This is a genomic window from Nonomuraea longispora, from assembly GCF_004348345.1.
In the GTDB taxonomy this organism is placed as follows: domain Bacteria; phylum Actinomycetota; class Actinomycetes; order Streptosporangiales; family Streptosporangiaceae; genus Nonomuraea; species Nonomuraea longispora.
Map to the genome: position 1 here is coordinate 1 of NZ_SMJZ01000210.1, position 15,920 is coordinate 15,920.

Annotated in this window: 15 protein-coding genes and 1 pseudogene; 7 read left to right on the forward strand and 9 right to left on the reverse strand. The window is 71.6% G+C overall.

Annotated features, from left to right (window positions below):
• The 5 genes from E1267_RS36405 to E1267_RS36425 all read left to right on the forward strand — a co-directional run.
• On the forward strand, nt 1-955 hold a 955-nt coding region (locus tag E1267_RS36405), incomplete at its 5' end, for a glycosyltransferase 87 family protein (protein WP_132339633.1).
• Between the two features lie 312 nt (nt 956-1,267).
• Nucleotides 1,268-3,460 carry a HelD family protein gene (locus tag E1267_RS36410; protein ID WP_246064481.1) on the forward strand — a complete coding sequence of 731 codons (2,193 nt, stop codon included), beginning with the start codon at nt 1,268-1,270 and terminating at the stop codon, nt 3,458-3,460.
• An 883-nt stretch (nt 3,461-4,343) separates the two neighbouring features.
• The gene (gene lnt, locus E1267_RS36415; RefSeq protein ID WP_246064482.1) at nt 4,344-5,927 is read left to right on the forward strand and encodes an apolipoprotein N-acyltransferase; all 1,584 of its coding nucleotides are present in this window, start codon (nt 4,344-4,346) and stop codon (nt 5,925-5,927) included.
• A gap of 1 nt (nt 5,928) precedes the next feature.
• The gene (locus E1267_RS36420; protein ID WP_132339637.1) at nt 5,929-6,678 is read left to right on the forward strand and encodes a polyprenol monophosphomannose synthase; all 750 of its coding nucleotides are present in this window, start codon (nt 5,929-5,931) and stop codon (nt 6,676-6,678) included.
• Nucleotides 6,679-6,853: 175 nt separating this feature from the next.
• A complete protein-coding gene (locus tag E1267_RS36425; protein WP_132339639.1) occupies nt 6,854-7,357 on the forward strand; it encodes an FxsA family protein in 504 nt (167 codons plus the stop codon).
• A 61-nt stretch (nt 7,358-7,418) separates the two neighbouring features.
• Here the strand turns inward: E1267_RS36425 and E1267_RS36430 are convergent, their stop codons facing one another.
• A complete protein-coding gene (locus E1267_RS36430) occupies nt 7,419-7,763 on the reverse strand; it encodes an RNA polymerase-binding protein RbpA (RefSeq protein WP_132339641.1) in 345 nt (114 codons plus the stop codon).
• 203 nt (nt 7,764-7,966) lie between these two features.
• Nucleotides 7,967-8,593 (reverse strand): hypothetical protein, encoded by a 627-nt coding sequence (locus E1267_RS36435; RefSeq protein WP_132339643.1) that lies wholly within the window; start codon nt 8,591-8,593, stop codon nt 7,967-7,969.
• A 362-nt stretch (nt 8,594-8,955) separates the two neighbouring features.
• On the opposite strand from E1267_RS36435, the gene E1267_RS44935 reads away from it, so the two are divergent.
• Nucleotides 8,956-9,093 carry a hypothetical protein gene (locus tag E1267_RS44935; RefSeq protein ID WP_165959998.1) on the forward strand — a complete coding sequence of 46 codons (138 nt, stop codon included), beginning with the start codon at nt 8,956-8,958 and terminating at the stop codon, nt 9,091-9,093.
• Between the two features lie 4 nt (nt 9,094-9,097).
• Here the strand turns inward: E1267_RS44935 and E1267_RS36440 are convergent, their stop codons facing one another.
• The 7 genes from E1267_RS36440 to E1267_RS36470 all read right to left on the reverse strand — a co-directional run bounded on the left by E1267_RS36440 (nt 9,098) and on the right by E1267_RS36470 (nt 15,495).
• A complete protein-coding gene (locus E1267_RS36440; protein ID WP_132339645.1) occupies nt 9,098-10,531 on the reverse strand; it encodes an MFS transporter in 1,434 nt (477 codons plus the stop codon).
• Between the two features lie 46 nt (nt 10,532-10,577).
• Nucleotides 10,578-11,378 (reverse strand): glycerophosphodiester phosphodiesterase family protein, encoded by an 801-nt coding sequence (locus tag E1267_RS36445; RefSeq protein ID WP_132339647.1) that lies wholly within the window; start codon nt 11,376-11,378, stop codon nt 10,578-10,580.
• Between the two features lie 36 nt (nt 11,379-11,414).
• The gene (locus tag E1267_RS36450) at nt 11,415-11,954 is read right to left on the reverse strand and encodes a TrmH family RNA methyltransferase (protein WP_132339649.1); all 540 of its coding nucleotides are present in this window, start codon (nt 11,952-11,954) and stop codon (nt 11,415-11,417) included.
• A complete protein-coding gene (locus E1267_RS36455; RefSeq protein WP_132339651.1) occupies nt 11,951-12,541 on the reverse strand; it encodes a class I SAM-dependent methyltransferase in 591 nt (196 codons plus the stop codon). Before E1267_RS36455 ends, E1267_RS36450 begins: the two co-directional genes overlap by 4 nt.
• Before the next feature lie 11 nt (nt 12,542-12,552).
• Nucleotides 12,553-13,500 carry a VWA domain-containing protein gene (locus E1267_RS36460; RefSeq protein ID WP_132339653.1) on the reverse strand — a complete coding sequence of 316 codons (948 nt, stop codon included), beginning with the start codon at nt 13,498-13,500 and terminating at the stop codon, nt 12,553-12,555.
• A gap of 64 nt (nt 13,501-13,564) precedes the next feature.
• Entirely contained in the window at nt 13,565-14,497 is a 933-nt protein-coding gene (locus tag E1267_RS36465) for a DUF58 domain-containing protein (RefSeq protein ID WP_342774935.1), read from the reverse strand.
• Nucleotides 14,494-15,495: an AAA family ATPase gene (locus E1267_RS36470; protein ID WP_132339655.1), complete on the reverse strand. Its 1,002-nt coding sequence runs from the start codon at nt 15,493-15,495 to the stop codon at nt 14,494-14,496. The genes E1267_RS36465 and E1267_RS36470 overlap by 4 nt, the downstream gene beginning before the upstream one ends.
• A 56-nt stretch (nt 15,496-15,551) precedes the next feature.
• On the opposite strand from E1267_RS36470, the pseudogene E1267_RS36475 reads away from it, so the two are divergent.
• Nucleotides 15,552-15,920 (forward strand): annotated as a pseudogene (locus E1267_RS36475) (hypothetical protein); the annotation flags it as partial.

Sequence of the window (15,920 nt, forward strand, 5' to 3'; positions counted from 1 at the left end):
CCGGGACCCGTGGCTGTTCCCCCGCTGCTCGGAGGGGCACTTCTACCCGATCGGCGGGGGCGCGTGCACGAGGATCAACCGGCCGTCCGAGCACACGATCTATCCGCCGCTGGCGGAGGCGTACTTCCTGGTGGTGGACCGGCTCTCGCCCGGCGGCGCCCGGCACAAGCCGCTTCAGGTCGCCGGCGCGCTGCTGGCGGCGGGCACCCTGCTGGTCCTGCTGCGCAGGGGCGGCGCCCGGCGGGCCGTGTACTGGGCGTGGTGCCCGGCCGTCCCCATGGAGGCGGTCAACAACGCCCACGCCGACATGCTCGCCGTCGCCGCCGCGGTGCTCGCGTTCGGCGTGGCCGGCGGCCGGGCGTGGCCGGCCTGGCGGGGGACGATGCTGGGCGGGGCGATCGCGGTCAAACTGGTGCCGGCCGTGGTGCTGCCCGGCGCGCTGTCCGGGAGCCTGTCGAGCGGCCGGGCGGCGCGGGGAGCCCTGTGGACGACGGCGTCCGCCACCTTGGTCGTGGCCGCCGCCTACCTGCCCTACGTTCTGCTGTCCCGGGGTTCGGTGCTGGGCTACCTGTTCGGGTACGTGGCCGAGGAAGGCTACGACGAGGCCGGGGCGCGTGACCGTTACGGGCTGCTGCGGCTGGTGCTGCCCGACTCGTGGGCCGTGCCGGCCGTGCTCCTGGTGCTGGCGGCCGTGACCTTCCACGTCCTCAGGCGCGGCGATCCGGACCGGCCGTGGCGGGGCGCGCTCGTGGTCACCGGTACGGCGTTTTTGCTGCTGACCCCCGGATATCCGTGGTACGCGCTGCTGGTGGTCGCCCTGGTGGCCCTGGACGGCCGCTGGGAGTGGCTCGGCGTCCCCCTGGCGGGCGCGGTGGCGTATCTCGCCCCGGAGTGGGGCACGTACGCCTACGCCGCGGCCGCCGCGGCGGTTCTGGCGGGCGCCGGGCGGACGTAGCCGGCGCATGCTGTTATGCACGAGCGGGTGTGCGGTCACCATGGAGGGGGTAGCGTCGCCGCCGAGTCCGTACGTCTGAGCGGTCCGGCGATCGCAGGTGACGGGACGAAGTGAGGGGAGCGCCGCGAAAGGCGTGCTAATGTCATCGTTTGTCGTAACAACAAGCAGAATGGCCCGGAGTGTCCCATTAACCACATTAATGGTCAGACGGTAACGCGTCAAACGGAACGCACCAGGGAGCAGGCGTACGTCACCCGCCTCTATGACCGTCTCGACGAGCTGCGCGAGCGCACCCAGCGACAGCTGAAGGAGGTGCTGGCCAGCGGCGCCGTCGGCACCATGCAGAACAGGTCGGAGCGCGACACGTTCGCCGAGATGTACGCTCTCAGGCTCGCCCGGCTCTGGGCGGTCGAGCGCGGCCTGGCGTTCGGCCGCCTCGACCACGTCGAGGAGGGCCGCCTCTACATCGGCAAGCTCGGCGTGACCGACGACGACCAGCGCCGTCTGCTGATCGACTGGCGGGCGCCGGTCGCGCAGCCGTTCTACCGCGCCACCCCCGCCGCCCCCATGGGCGTGACCAGGCGCCGCCACCTGCAGACCAAGGGCCGTACGGTGGTCGGCGTCGACGACGACCTGCTCGACCTCGACTCGCTCACCGACGACGACCGTGCCACGCTCAACGGCGAGGCGGCCCTGCTGGCCGCGCTCGACGAGCGGCGTACGGGCCGCATGCGCGACATCGTGGCCACCATCCAGTCCGAGCAGGACCGCGTCATCCGCGGCGACCTGAACGGCGTCCTGGTCGTGCAGGGCGGCCCCGGCACCGGCAAGACGGTCGTGGCCCTGCACCGGGCGGCGTACCTGCTCTACACGCACAGGGAGCGGCTGGAGCGCAGGGGGGTGCTCATCCTCGGGCCCAACCTGACGTTCCTGCGTTACATCGAGCAGGTCCTGCCCTCGCTCGGTGAGAACGACGTGCTGCTGTCCACGGTCGGCGAGCTCTATCCCGGCGTCACCGCCACCGCCCGCGAGCGGCCCGAGGTGGCGGCGCTCAAGGGGGACGCGCGGATGGCCACGGTGATCGCCAAGGCCGTACGCGACCGGCAGCGGGTGCCGCGCAAGCCCATCGAGCTGACCGTCGGCCGTCTCACCCTCACCATCGACCGGGCCATGCTCGACGCGGCCAGGAACAAGGCGGCCCGCTCACGCCGCCCGCACAACCAGGCCAGGGCCGTGTTCGTCAGGTCCCTGCTCAACGCGCTGGCCCGGCAGCAGGCCCGCAAGATCGGCAAGGGGCTCATCGACGAGGACGACCTGGCCGACATGCGCGAGGAGCTGCGTACCGAGCCGGTCGTCAAGTCCGCGCTCAACCGGCTGTGGCCCTACCTCACGCCGCAGCGCCTCCTGCTCGGCCTGTACGGCTCGCCCGAGCGCCTGGAGTACGCGGCCTCGTCCCTCACGCCCGGCGAGCGTGCGCTGCTGCGCCGCGACGGCGGCACGTGGACCGAGCCCGACGTGCCGCTGCTCGACGAGGCGGCCGAGCTGCTCGGCGACATCGACGAGCAGGTGCTGCGCGCCAGCGCCATGCAGGCGGAGGAGGAACTGGCCGCCGCCAGGCAGGCCGAGGAGAGCGAGCGCGAGGCCGAGCTGGCCTACGCCCGCGAGGTCCTGGAACTGACCGGCCTGTCCGACGTCATGGAGGCCGAGCGCCTGGCCGAACGCCAGCGCGGCGGCGGTCCCCACCTCACCACCGCGGAGCGCGCCGCCGCCGACCGCACCTGGGCCTACGGGCACGTGATCGTGGACGAGGCGCAGGAGCTGTCGCCGATGGCCTGGCGGGCCGTCATGCGGAGGTGCCCCACCCGTTCGATGACGATCGTCGGCGACATCGCGCAGACCGGCTCTGCGGCCGGCGCGCGCTCGTGGGCAGAGGTGCTCGACCCGTACGTGGCCGGGCGCTGGCGTCAGGAACGGCTGAGCGTCAACTACCGCACGCCGGTCGAGCTGATGGCGCTCGCGGCGCGTGTCCTGGCCACCGTCGACCCCGCGCTCGAAGCTCCGGCGTCCGTACGCGAGCTGGGCGTGCAGCCCTGGTCGGCGCCGCTTGCCGCGCTCGCCGAGCTGGTCCGGGCAGAGGTGGGCGAGGGCGGCAAGGTCGCCGTGGTGGTGCCCGACAGGCTGCTCGGCCCGCTCGGGGACGAGGTCTCCGCGGCCGTGGCCGGCACCGTGGTGGTGACGCCCGGGGCGGGCCGGGCGAAGGGCGCGGAGGCGCTCGACGCGCCGGTGGCCGTGATGGGGGTGACGGACGCGAAGGGGCTGGAGTTCGACTCGGTGATCGTGGCCGAACCCGACCTCATCGCCTCCCAGTCGCCACGAGGGCCGAGCGACCTGTATGTTGCTCTCACCCGTGCCACGCAACGGCTCGGCGTCGTGCACGAGCGGCCGCTCCCCGAGCCGCTCAGAGGCTTGCCGAGCCGCTCGCAGACACCCGCAAATGGGCTCTGATCCGCTTTACGGCGGGTGGCCGATCATGTCCCACCTGCGAAAACTTGATGTTTCTGCTGATCGGGACACGGTTGACATCTGAGGTGGAGTCGGTAGTTTGCTGCGCAGTCCAGCACGGGACTTGGCCGGTTGGCCGTCTCTGACATCGCCGGATCCTGCGTCCGTGACGGAGCGTGACTTCGTCCACACAGCCAGGTGCAGGGCCGTCGGTCCGTCGAGTCGGGGCACCCCAACCGGGCGGGGGGTTGGACCCGGGACGGGCCCGGGAGCCCAGTAGACAACGGAATTCCGCGCTCGCCGCCGACGAGACGGGTCCGGTCCGAAGGGTTTCCGGGCCCTCTTCCCGTTCTCGTGCGCAGGACCGCCGTGCGCCGGGTGGTCCCGTCAGCCGCGGGATCACCCTGCCGCGTCCGCTCGCCATTTTTCGATCTCCCCGCGCCGCGCTGCGTGAAGTGGGGCCGTGGGACGGTAGCGTTTCCGCAAGCAGGCGTGCGATGACGGCGGAGGAGACCTCGGAGTGGTTCAGGACAGAACGAGCCTCCCGCCCACACCCGGGCGCGACTCGACCCCTGGCGATGGCCCCGCGCCTGCCGTCGCGCCGCCTCCGGCCGCGACGGCGCCTCCTACGTCCGATCCGGCCGCCGCGACCACCGAGCCTGCCCCCGATGCCCCCGGCCCGGGAGCCGCCGCCCGGGCCGAGCCGGTGTCCGTGTCCGATGCGCGGCCCGAGCCGGCGTCTTCGCCCGAGCCCGAGCCACAACCCCAGCCTGTGTCTGTGTCTGATGCCCGCGCCGTGCCCGCTTCCGGGGCGGGGCGAGGCGCGCAAGGCGGAGGCGCGGGCGGCGGTGAGGAGACGGGCGGGCCGCGTGGCGAGGACGATACCGTGACCGCCGCCGGTGACGGTGTGCCGTCGAAGGGCGGTCCCAAGAGCGCCGCGGGGGAGCCGGGACGCGAGCCCCTGCGCATGACGGCGGCCAGAATCGCGGCGGCCGTGGCCGGCGGGCTGGCGTTGTTCGCCGCCTTCCCACCGCTCGACTGGTGGTGGTGCGCCCCCCCGGGCATCGCGCTGATCGTCGCCTCCCTGCACGGCACCCGCCCCAGGCGGGCGGCCTGGCTCGGCTACGTCGGCGCCGCGGCGTTCCTGTTCCCCGGCGTGGCGTGGGTGCGCACGATCGGCGACGACGTCTGGCTCATGCTCGTCGGCGCGGAGAGCCTCTTCTACGCCGCCATGGCCGCCGCGGCCGCGCTCATCTTCCGCCTGCCCGGCTGGCCGGTGTGGTTCGGCGGCCTGTGGGTGGCCATGGAGTGGCTGCGCGGCCTGGTGCCCTTCGGCGGCTTCCCGTGGGCGCGGGCGGCCTTCAGCCAGGGTGAGTCGCTCTTCACCACCTACGCGGCCCTGGGCGGCGCGCCGCTGGTGTCGTTCGCCGTCGTGTTGTGCGGCGCTCTGCTGGCCCAGGCGTTCCTGTCGCGCGGGCGCGTGCTGTGGCGCAGGGCGGCCCCCGTGGCGCTGGCGCTGGCCGTGCCCGTGCTGAGCCTGGCCGTGCCACGGCCGGGCGACGAGGGCCGCACGGTCAACGTCGGCATCGTGCAGGGCAACGTTCCCGGCCGGGGCATGAACGTGCTCGGCGACGAGCCCGCCGTCGTCCTGCGCAACCACGCCAACGAGACCAAGCGCCTGGCCCAGGCCGTACGCGAGGGCAGGCTCCCCAAGCCCGACCTGGTCGTCCTGCCGGAGAACTCCACCGACATCGACCCCTACCGTGACCGGTTCGCCCAGGAGACCATTCACGACTCCGTGCGGGACGTCGGTGTGCCCACGCTCGTCGGCGCGGTCGTGGCGATCGGCGACGAGCACCGCGCCACCCGCAGCCTCGTGTGGGATCCGGTGACCGGGGCGGGCGACTACTACGACAAGCAGCATCTGGTGCCGTTCGGGGAGTTCACGCCGCTCAAGGAGATCGTGCTGGCCCTGTGGGAGCGGGCCGGGCTGGTGGGCCGGCAGTCCGTGCCGGGCGACAAGCCGGGCGATCTGAGGATGGGGCCGGTGACGATCGGCGCGGTCAACTGTTACGAGGTGGCCTACGACGGCACCGTGCGCGAGACCGTGCGCGCCGGGGGCACGCCCCTGGTGGTGCAGACCAACAACGCCAGCTACGCGCTGTCCAACCTGCCGCCTCAGCAGCTGGCGATGTCGAAGCTGCGCGCGGTGGAGCACAACAGGGCCGTCGTGACCGCGGCCACGACAGGGATCTCCGCGTTTGTCATGCCTGACGGTAAAGTCTCCTGGCAGACCCGCGAGCTGGTCGCGGACATGAACGTGGTCAAGGTGCCCGTACGCACGGAGAAAACGCTTGCGACCACGGTGGGGGCGTTTCCTGAGTGGGCATTGATGGTGATGGGAGCGGCGGCGGCCGGAGTCGCCGCGTGGCGTGGCAGGCGGCGAGTAGACCGGATGAGGAACGACTGACATGGAGACTCTCGGCCGGGTGCTCGTCATCGTGCCGACATACAACGAGCGCGACAACCTTCCCGTGATCGTGGAGCGGCTGCGGGCCGCCGTGCCGGCGGCCCATGTGCTCGTGGCCGACGACAACAGCCCTGACGGCACCGGCGAGGTCGCCGACGGGCTGGCGGCGGGCGACGGCCACGTGCACGTCCTGCACCGGCCAGGCAAGCAGGGGCTCGGCGCGGCGTACATCGCCGGGTTCCGTTGGGGGCTGGACGAAGGTTACGACGTGCTGGTCGAGATGGACGCCGACGGCTCGCACCAGCCCGAGGAACTGCCCAAGCTGCTGGAGGCGCTGGCCGAGGGCGCCGACCTGGCGATCGGCTCGCGTTACGTGCCCGGCGGCAAGGTGGTCAACTGGCCGCACCGGCGCGAGTTGTTGTCCAAGGGCGCCAACATCTACACGCGGGTCATGTTGGGCCTGCCCGTGCGCGACGCGACCGCCGGGTTCCGCGCCTACCGTTCGGCCACGCTGGACAAGGTGGGCCTGGCGGGGGTGGAGTCGCAGGGTTACTGCTTCCAGGTCGACCTGACGCTGCGTACGTCACGGCACGGGCTGCGGGTGGTCGAGGTGCCGATCACGTTCGTGGAGCGTACGGTCGGCAAGAGCAAGATGAGCGGCAAGGTCATGTCCGAGGCGTTGTGGCGGATCGGGCTGTGGGGTGTCACGGGCCTGCCCGGACGCCTGCGCGGCAGGCGCGGCCGGGGCTGAGCCGGCCTCGCGCGTCGGGGCTCAGGAATGCTGGACGCGCGCTGGTGCGCGCGGCGGGGCCGCGGCCGTACGACCGCTGGAAGGGCTGTTCGTCCGTCAATCGGCCGCCGGGCGGAACGGTTCGGGGGCTCCGGGCGTTGTTCCTGCTGTACGCGCGTGTGGAAACGAGGAAACGATGCGGCTCCTGCTCTTCCTGGCCTTCCTGCTCTTCCCCGTCCTGGAGATCTGGCTGATGTTCCAGGTCGGGGCCGCGATCGGCGGGCCGGCGACCGTGACCCTCCTCATCGCCGGCAGCCTGCTGGGCGCCTGGCTGATGCGCCGCGAGGGGCGCAGGGCGTGGCGGGTCCTTCAGGAGTCGGTGCAGAGCGGGCGCATGCCCGAGCGTGAACTGGCCGACAGCGGCCTGATCCTGGTGGGGGGCGGGCTGCTGCTGGTGCCGGGTTTCGTCACCGACGTGCTGGGGCTGGCGTGCGTGCTGCCGGTCACCCGGCCACTGGTGCGCCGCCTGAGCTCGTCGTTCTTCGAGCGCAGGGTCAGGCGTATGGCCGCGGCCTCCCCGTACGCCGGCATGTTTCCGCCGGACGGTGGTTTTGCCGGCGCGGCCTCCCCTGACGATGGCGCGCCGCGGGGGGCACGGGTGGTGCACGGCGAGGTGATCCGCGAGGACCGCGACTCCTGACGGGTTCACCGCGCGAGAAAAACCCCCGGGCTGTGCCCGGGGGTTTCACCGTGAGAGGGGATCAGGCGCTCTTACGACGCTGGGCTCGCAATACGGCGAGCCGCTCGTTGAGCACCTCCTCAAGATCCTCGATGGACCGCCGCTCCAGGAGCATGTCCCAGTGTGTCCGCGGCGGCTTGGTCTTCTTCGATTCCGGCTGCTCGCCGTCCACGCGGATGGCGGTCGCGCCGCACATGCGGCACTCCCACGTCGCGGGGATTTCAGCCTCGGCGGCAAGCGGAACCTCGAAGCAATGCCCCTTAGGACAGGTGTAGGACACCTCCTGGCGTGGGGCCAGATCCGTGTTACGGTCGTTCTCGTAGCTGGTTGCCCCGAGCCGGGTGCCACGAAGCGCGCGCTCGCCCATGTTTAAATGCCTCCTACAGGGCCCCCATGCGTGGGGGGTCTGTCTCCCACGGTGTCTAACGCTTGGTACCGTGATGGGATTCCCACCTGCGGGGTGATCCAATCGCGCTTGGGGCCTCGGTTCTTCCCATGAGGTCCGTCAGCGGGGCTCCTGGCAGCGGGTTCGGGGGCGCAGGGCCAGCTCAGGGCCCACACAGCGGAGTTTCAGCCGATCGTTGAGGTCGTGGCGGGTTTCCCGCGACGACCGCCGATCATCGCCGCCGCGAGCCACAGCCCACCGGCCATGATGAGCACACCGTGCGCGATGCGCAGCGGGTACGGCCCGAAGAACTGCGGGATGAACAGCGCGAAACCGAGTGCCAGCGCCGTGCCGCTCCACCGGGGCAGCGTTTCCGACCGCCAGACGGACACCGCGGCCATCACCGCGCCGGCGGCGAGCAGGACGAGCCCGGCCGCGAACATGGTGACGGGGACGCCCCCATACCTGAACTGCGCCGCCAGCTCCATCAGCGCGGGTGCCTGGTCGCGCAGGGAGCGCTGGGCGACCACGTGCAGGCCGAAGGTCTCCGCGCCGTAGTAGGGGAGTGTCAGTCCGGCGCCCGCCCAGCTCACCGCCGCGGCCCGCAGTGACAGCCGGTCGCCGAGCAGCCGGTGCAGCCCGAGCAGCGCGAGGGCGAGCAGGACGAAGCCGATCATCGCGGCGGTGTGCCCGGCGAGCCAGGCGGTGGAGGCCATGGCCGCGGCGTCGTCGCCCGAGGGGCGGACCGCGGGGTAGACGAAGAAGAGGATTCCGGCCGCGGCGAATGCCGCGGCGCTTGACTTGGATGACATCGGTGCTCCTTGAAGTGTGCGCCGCTCCTGGATGAGAGCAACGCTCTCGCATTGTGACACCTGTGTCAAGAGCAGTGCTCTCGTTTTGGATCGGCTACCTTCCGCCTCTTCGGGTCACCGGCGGCACCAGTGCCCTGTCGCCCAGCCGGGTCATCACGGCCAGCGGCTTGACGGCGGCGCCCACCAGCGCGGGCAGCGCGGGCGGTCGCGGTCGGCACGCGGGTCCGGTCGTCGCCGACGTCGCTGTGGTATCGCATTAGGACGCTCATCACGACGGAGAACAGCTCGCCCACCCGGTCCTTGCCTTCGAAGGCGGCCGTGGCGCCGAGCGGTGAGCGCAGGACCACTGGTGCACTCCTGCGGTGAGCGGTTCACCCCGTGGTCACCTGCCCGCACTGCGGCGGCACGGTGACGGCGGGCACGGCCCTGGAGAGGCCCAGGGGCCGGGCACGATGCTCCTCGGGGCTTCCGGCCTTCCGGCCGCCGGGGGCATCGGCTGAGCGCTCAGATCCGTTCGGGGACCTCGTTGCCGGCGGCGCGGATGGCCTTGGGCAGGTTGATCAGAGCCAGGAGCACGAACCCGACAACGAAGAATACGATCATGGAGACGATGGCGATGCGGTAGCTGTTGGTGAGCTGCAGTGCCACGGTCACCGTCAGCGAGCCGATGAACGCCGACCCCTTGTCGCTGATCTGCAGCAGGCTGAAGTATTCGGCTTCCCGCCCCTTGGGGATCACCTGCGAGAACAGCGAGCGCGACAGGGCCTGGGTGCCGCCCAGCACGATCGCGATCGCGAAGGCCATGAGATAGAACTGCAGGGCCTGCCTCTCGCCGACGAACATGGCCATCACCACGATCGCGGTCCAAACCACGAGGCTGGCCAGCACCGTGCGCTTGGTGCCGAAGGCGACGGCCAGCCGCCCGAGCAGCAGCGCGCCGAAGAACGCCACGAACTGCACCATTAGGATTGCGCTGATCTGTACGGTCTTGTCCAGCTTGAGGGCCTCGGAGGCGAAGGCCGCGCTGTTGCCGATGACCGTCTGCACGCCGTCGTTGTAGACGAGGTAGGCCACCAGGAACAGCAGCGTCAACGGGTAGCGGCGCAGCTCGGCCAGCGTGCGGCCGAGCTGCCGGAAGCTGCCGCCGACCGAGCGCAGCGCGGTGCTCTCGTGCGCGGGCGCCGGCCGGTTGCGCAGCCGCAGCAGCGGCACGATGGTGAAGACGGCCCACCACAGCCCCGCCGACATCATGCTGATGCGCACCGCCATGCCCTCGGCCAGCCCGAGACTCTCGTGCTGGAGATAGAGCACCAGGTTGAGGGCCAGCAGCAGGCCGCCGCCGAGATAGCCGATGGCCCAGCCGCGCGAGGAGACGGTGTCGCGTTCGGCCGCCGTGGAGATCTGCGGCAGGAACGAGTCGTAGACGACGACCGAGGAGCCGTAGGCCAGGTTGGCCACGACGAACAGCACGCCGCCGAGCATGTAGCGGTCGCCCTCGACGAAGTACAGCCCCATGGTGGCAAGGGCGCCGATGTAGGCGAAGCCGCCGAGCATCTCCCGCTTGCGCCCGATGTGGTCGGCCAGCGCGCCCACGATGGGCAGGAACACGATCTGCAGCAGCACCGCGACCGTCATGATCAGCCCGAAGTACGCGGCGGGCCTGATGTCGGCGCCGAGCACGTCGACGTACCCCAGGCCCGGGTTGTCGATCGCCAGTTGGTCGAAGCCGGCCACGCACCGGTCGGCGGCCATGCCGGGGAAGTCCTGGGCGCAGGCGGCGGTCTTGGCGACGGGGATGAGGTAGGGGCCGAGGAAGACCGAGATGACCGTGGTGTAGAAGGCGGAGTTGGCCCAGTCGTAGAAGTACCAGCCGCGCTGCTCGCGCCGGCGGGCTGCGGGGGAGTCGTCGAGGGCCCCGGGGGGTGCGGGTGCGGGCATGGTGTCGTGTCGCTCCTAGGAGGGCAAGGGCAGGGGTGCGTCGCGCTCAGGCGGCCAGCCGGCCGGGATGCCACTGGCCGCGACGCTGCAGGACGTCGCGCAGACCGGTGACTTTGTCGGTCATGATGCCGTCGACGCCCAGGTCGAGCAGGCGCTCCATGCGGGCGGTGTCGTTGATGGTCCACACGTGCACCTGCATGCCGATGGCGTGCGCCGTGCGGACCAGCGCCCGGGTCGTGACGCGCAGGCCGCGGAAGCCCACCGGCACCTGCGCGCACGGCACGCCGGCGCGGGACAGGCGGGCGAGCAGCCGGCCGTAGCCGGAGGTGGTGGCGGCGGCGCGCAGTGCGGCGACGCCGCGCGGGCCGAGCGCCGAGCACACCTGCCGGCCCAGCGCCGCCCTGGCCAGGGCCAGGCGCTCATCGGAGAAGGACGTCAGGCAGATCCGGTCGTAGGCGCCGGTACGCCGGACCGCCGCGGCGAGCGGGGCGATGGCGGCCGGCTCCTTGACGTCGATGTTGAAGCGGATCTCCGGCCAGGTGCCCAGCAGGTCCTCCAGCAGGGGGATCTCGTGGGCCCCGTCGATGCGGGCCCTCTTGACCTCGCGGTAGGGGAGTTGGGAGACGCGGCCCCGCCGGTCGGTCACGCGGTCGAGCGTGTGGTCGTGGAAGGCGAGCAGCACGCCGTCGGCGGTGGCGCGGGCGTCCGTCTCCAGATAGGCGTATCCGAGGCCGACCGCCCGCTCGAACGCGGCGGCGGAGTTCTCCGCGTTCTCTGCGGCTCCGCCGCGATGGGCGAAGGCCAGCGGGCCCGGGTGGTCGAGAAAGGCGAATCGGCGGCTGAGCACGTCCTGAAGTATGCCCTTCCGGGTGAACGGTGAGGATTACGATTCGGGGAGATTCTCCCACTCCTGGCGGCGTGCCTCTGCCAGGGCGATGGCCGCCGCCACCGCGACGTTGACCGAGCCGACCCGGCCGACCTGGGGGATGTAGCAGGCGCCGTCGACGGCGTCGAGCAGGGCGGGGGAGCAGCCGTGGTCCTCGCTGCCGACCACCAGGCACACGTCGCGGCCGAGCCCCGCCCGGTGCAGCGGCACGGCCTCGGCGGTCAGTTCGACCGCCAGCACCGTGTAGCCCTCTTCGCGGGCGGCCTTGACCGCCTCGGCGGCCGGCATTGCCTCGTGCCACGTGACGAGCCGCTCGGTGCCCAGCGCGGTCTTGCCCACCTTGGGGTTGGTCGGAGGGGTCGCGTTGCCGGCGAGCCAGATCTCGTCGACCCCGAAGGCGGCGGCGCTGCGGAAGATCGAGCCGATGTTGAACGGGCCGGTGACCGACTCGATGATCAGACCGAGGCGGTGGTGGGTGTTCCTGCGCCAGGTGCGGTTGAGCCGCTTGACGTCGGTGGGGCGCAGCTGCCTTCTCATCGGGTCACCTTCAGGATGCGGTAGGCGGCTCGGCTGGCCTCGCGGGAGGCCTGCCAGCCCTGCTCGCCGAGCCAGCGCTGCAGGGAGTCGGAGCCGAGGTGTTTCTGGACGACCAGGTAGGCCACGCCGTCGGGCGTCAGGAGGGTAAGCCACCTGGTGAGCATGTCGTGCAGAGCCTGCTTGCCGATGCGGATCGCGGGATTGGACCAGATGGCGCGGAACCTCACGTCGTCCGGCACGTCGTCCACGTGCACCGACCTTACTGTGTAAAGGCGGGCGGCTTCGGCATTGCGCGCGGTCAACTCCAGGCTCCGCCGGTTCACGTCGACGGCCCACACCGTCGCCTCCGGGGCGCGCGAGGCCATGGTCAGCGCGATGGGGCCGTAGCCGCAGCCGAGGTCGAGCAGGTCGCCCTGCGGCGGAGGTGGCGGGACGCTCTCCAGCAGCACGCGCGTGCCGAGGTCGACCCGCTCGGGGGAGAACACGCCGCTGTCGGTCTCCAGCCGCAGGTGCAGGTCGGGCAGGACCAGGTCGACCGAGCCCGGCCTGCTCGCGGTCTTCGGCTGCTCGGAGAAGTAGTGGGCCACGGGGCAGAACGTTACGGGATCCTGGCGCCGAACAGCACGGCCGCTCCCGCCACCAGCAGCCCGGCCATGATGGCGGCCACGATGAACCACTGGGTGATCTCCTGGTTGACCAGCTTGTAGCCGAGCGAGGTGCCGATCTGCTCGTAGACCTCGCGCAGCTCCGAGCCGGACTCGGCGGTGTAGGCGCGGCCGCTGGTGCCGTCGGACAACGACTGCAGGGTCTGCTTGTTGACCGGTACGTTCACCGGCCGGCCGTCGATGTCGACGGTGCCCTCCTGGGTGCCGTACGCGATCGTCGAGACCGGCACACCGGCCTGCTGCGCCGCTTCGATGGCCTCGTTGACCGACCGGCCGGAGGTGTTGTCACCGTCGGACAGCAGCACGACGGCGGCCGGCGGCGGGTCGGTGACGGCCTGCTGGTCGAACGAGCGCACCGACTCGAGCGAGTTGAAGACGGCCTCGCCGATCGCGGTGCCCGGCCGGGTGGTGAGGTTGCCGATGGCGGTGATCACGGCCTGGTGGTCGGTGGTGGGGGAGACGACCACGTTGGCGGAGCGGGCGAAGGAGACCACGCCGACGTTGAAGCGGTCGGGCAACTCCTTGGCGAACGCCTGGGCGGCCGCCTTGGCGGCGCTGATCCTGTCGGGATCGACGTCGGCGGCGTCCATCGAGAGGGACACGTCGAGCGCGATCATGATGGTGGCGCGGTCGCGCGGCACGCGTACCTCACCGGCGGGTTTGGCGGCGCCGACGACCAGGAGCGACATCATGACGAGGAACAGCGCGGGCGCCACGTGGCGGCGCCAGCCGGGCCCGGCGGGAGCGACGAGATTGAGCAGTGCCAGGTTGGTGAAGCGCACGGTGTAGCGGCGGCGGGCGAACTGCGCCGCGATGTAGCCGGCCACCAGCAGCAGCACCAGCACGAACAACCACAGCCAGGCGGGGGCGAGAAAGGTCACCAGGCCTCCTTCCCGGACCTCGTGACCACGATAGCGCCGGTGATGGTCTCCTCGTTTCGCTCGCTCACACGGGTCTCCGGTGGGCCAGGTGGCTCATGCGGCGCTGGCGCAGGACGAACTGGGCCACGTCGAACACCCAGTCGCGGTCGGTGCGCAGCACGAGGTGGGCGATGCCGGCGCGGCGCAGCGCCCGGCGCGTGCCCTCGCGTTGCTGGGCGGCCGCTTCGGCGTACGCTTGCCGGACTTTGGGTGAAAGATGCACTTCGCGTACGTTCCCGGTCTCGGGGTCGGCGAACGCGACCCGGCCCACGTCGGGCAGTTCGAGCTCGCGCGGGTCGATCACCTCGACGGCCAGCACCTGGTGGCGGGCCGCCAGGCGCCTGATGGGGCGCTCCCACGGGCGTTCGGCGTCGGGGTCGAGGTCGGGCCGGGCGTCGAGGAAGTCGGAGACGATCAGCCGCATGCCGCGGCGCCTGCGGCTGGCCGACAGCACGTCGACGCCCTCGGCCAGGTCGGGCGGGTCGGGCACGACCTGGCCGCGGGGGGCGTCCATGAGGGAGTGCAGCAGCCCGTAGAGGGCGGGGCGCCCGGTACGGGCGGGCATGCGGTGGATGTGCTCATCGTGGATCACCAGGGCGCCGAACCGGTCTCCCATTCTGCTCGACAGGAATCCGATCGCGCCGACCGCCGCCACGACCAGGTCGCGCTTGTCGGTGTCGGCGGTGCCGAAGTCCATGCTGGGTGACAGGTCGGCCAGCGCCCACGTCTCCAGCTCGCGGTCGGCGATCAGGTCGCGTACGTGGGGGATGGTGGTGCGGGCGGTGACGGCCCAGTCCATGCGGCGCACGTCGTCCTCGCCGGGCACGTAGACGCGGCTGTCGCCGGCCTCGCTGCCGGTGCCGGGCAGCAGTCCCTGGTGGGCGCCGTGCAGCAGGCCGTCCAGCCGCCGGGTGACGGTCAGCTCCAGCCGGCGCAGCGCCTGCTCGGCGGTGTTCACCGGTTCTGGTTCCAGACGACGACGGGCGGGGGCACGGCGTGCAGGATCTGGCGTACGACCTGCTCGGGGTCGACGCCGTCGGCCAGCGCGTCGAAGGTGAGCATCAGCCGGTGGGACATGACGTCCACGGCGACGTCGCGCACGTCGTCGGGCAGCAGGTAGTCGCGGCCCCGCAGCAGGGCCAGCCCGCGCCCGGCGGAGACCAGGCCCAGAGTGGCGCGGGGGCTGACGCCGATCTCGATGGTGTCGGCCAGCTCGGCCAGGCCGTATTCGCCGGGGTTTCGGGTGGACATGACCAGGCGCACCACGTAGTCGGCGACGAGCTGGTGGACCGAGACGTCCTCGGCCGCCTTCTGCAGCGTGATCAGCTTGGCGGGGTCGAGCACCCGCTCGGGGACGGGCGGGGTGACGCTCATCCGGTGCAGGATCTCCAGCTCCTCGTGCGCGGTGGGGTGGGGCACCCGCACCCGGAAGAGGAACCGGTCGCGCTGCACCTCGGGCAGGGGGTAGACGCCCTCGGACTCGATGGGGTTCTGGGTGGCCAGCACGATGAACGGCTTGGGCAGAGGGTGGGTGACGCCGGCGAGGGTGACCTGCCGCTCGGCCATGACCTCCAGCAGCGCGGACTGGACCTTGGCGGGGGCGCGGTTGATCTCGTCGGCCAGCAGGAAGTTGACGAACACGGGGCCGAGCTCGACGTCGAACTTCTCGTTGGACGGGTGGAAGACGCGGGTGCCGATGATGTCGCTCGGCACGAGGTCGGGGGTGAACTGGATGCGGGCGAACGTGCCGCCCACGACGGTGGCCAGGGTGGACGCGGCGAGGGTCTTGGCGACGCCGGGGACTCCTTCCAGCAGGCAGTGCCCGCGGGCCAGCAGGGCCACGATGAGTCTTTCGACCATGTGGTCCTGTCCGACGATGACACGCCGGACCTCGTCGAGACTCTGACGCAGCAGTGCCGCGTCGTTTCCGCCCGGCAACTCTTCGGCGACGCTCATGTGCCCCATTCCACCAAACGCGCCGCAAACTCGCACGACGCCACGTCTGTGCTTTCATGGCAAACGTGGCAAGTCCCCTGCAGTACGGCGACCCGCCCCGGCTGGGGCCCTACGTGGTGCAGGCGCGCCTGCAGACGGCGCCGGCCGGGTTCGTGTACCTGGGCCGGGCTCCCGACGGGCGTGCCGTGTCGCTGGCGGTGCTCACCAGAGGCGCCGCGCTCGACGCCGCCGCGCGTGACCGGTTCGTGACGGCCGTCAAGGAGGCCGGCGAGAGCGGTGCGTCCGGGATGCGCGGATGGCTGGAGCGGGCGGGCCGGCCGCGGGGCGCGGTGCTGGACGATGCTCCCGAGGTGCTTGACATGGACGGCGGGCGGGCGCCGTGGGTGGCGGTGCCGTACGTGCCGGGGTTGTTCGCCTTCCGCGAG

What these genes read in the sequence shown, in the direction of transcription:
- E1267_RS36425 (WP_132339639.1), top strand. Translation starts at nt 6,854, where the DNA reads ATGCGGCTCCTGCTCTTCCTGGCCTTCCTGCTCTTCCCCGTCCTGGAG.
- E1267_RS36470 (WP_132339655.1), bottom strand. Translation starts at nt 15,495, where the DNA reads ATGAGCGTCGCCGAAGAGTTGCCGGGCGGAAACGACGCGGCACTGCTG.
- E1267_RS36440 (WP_132339645.1), bottom strand. Translation starts at nt 10,531, where the DNA reads ATGCCCGCACCCGCACCCCCCGGGGCCCTCGACGACTCCCCCGCAGCC.
- E1267_RS36430 (WP_132339641.1), bottom strand. Translation starts at nt 7,763, where the DNA reads ATGGGCGAGCGCGCGCTTCGTGGCACCCGGCTCGGGGCAACCAGCTAC.
- E1267_RS36420 (WP_132339637.1), top strand. Translation starts at nt 5,929, where the DNA reads ATGGAGACTCTCGGCCGGGTGCTCGTCATCGTGCCGACATACAACGAG.
- E1267_RS36450 (WP_132339649.1), bottom strand. Translation starts at nt 11,954, where the DNA reads ATGAGAAGGCAGCTGCGCCCCACCGACGTCAAGCGGCTCAACCGCACC.
- E1267_RS36435 (WP_132339643.1), bottom strand. Translation starts at nt 8,593, where the DNA reads ATGTCATCCAAGTCAAGCGCCGCGGCATTCGCCGCGGCCGGAATCCTC.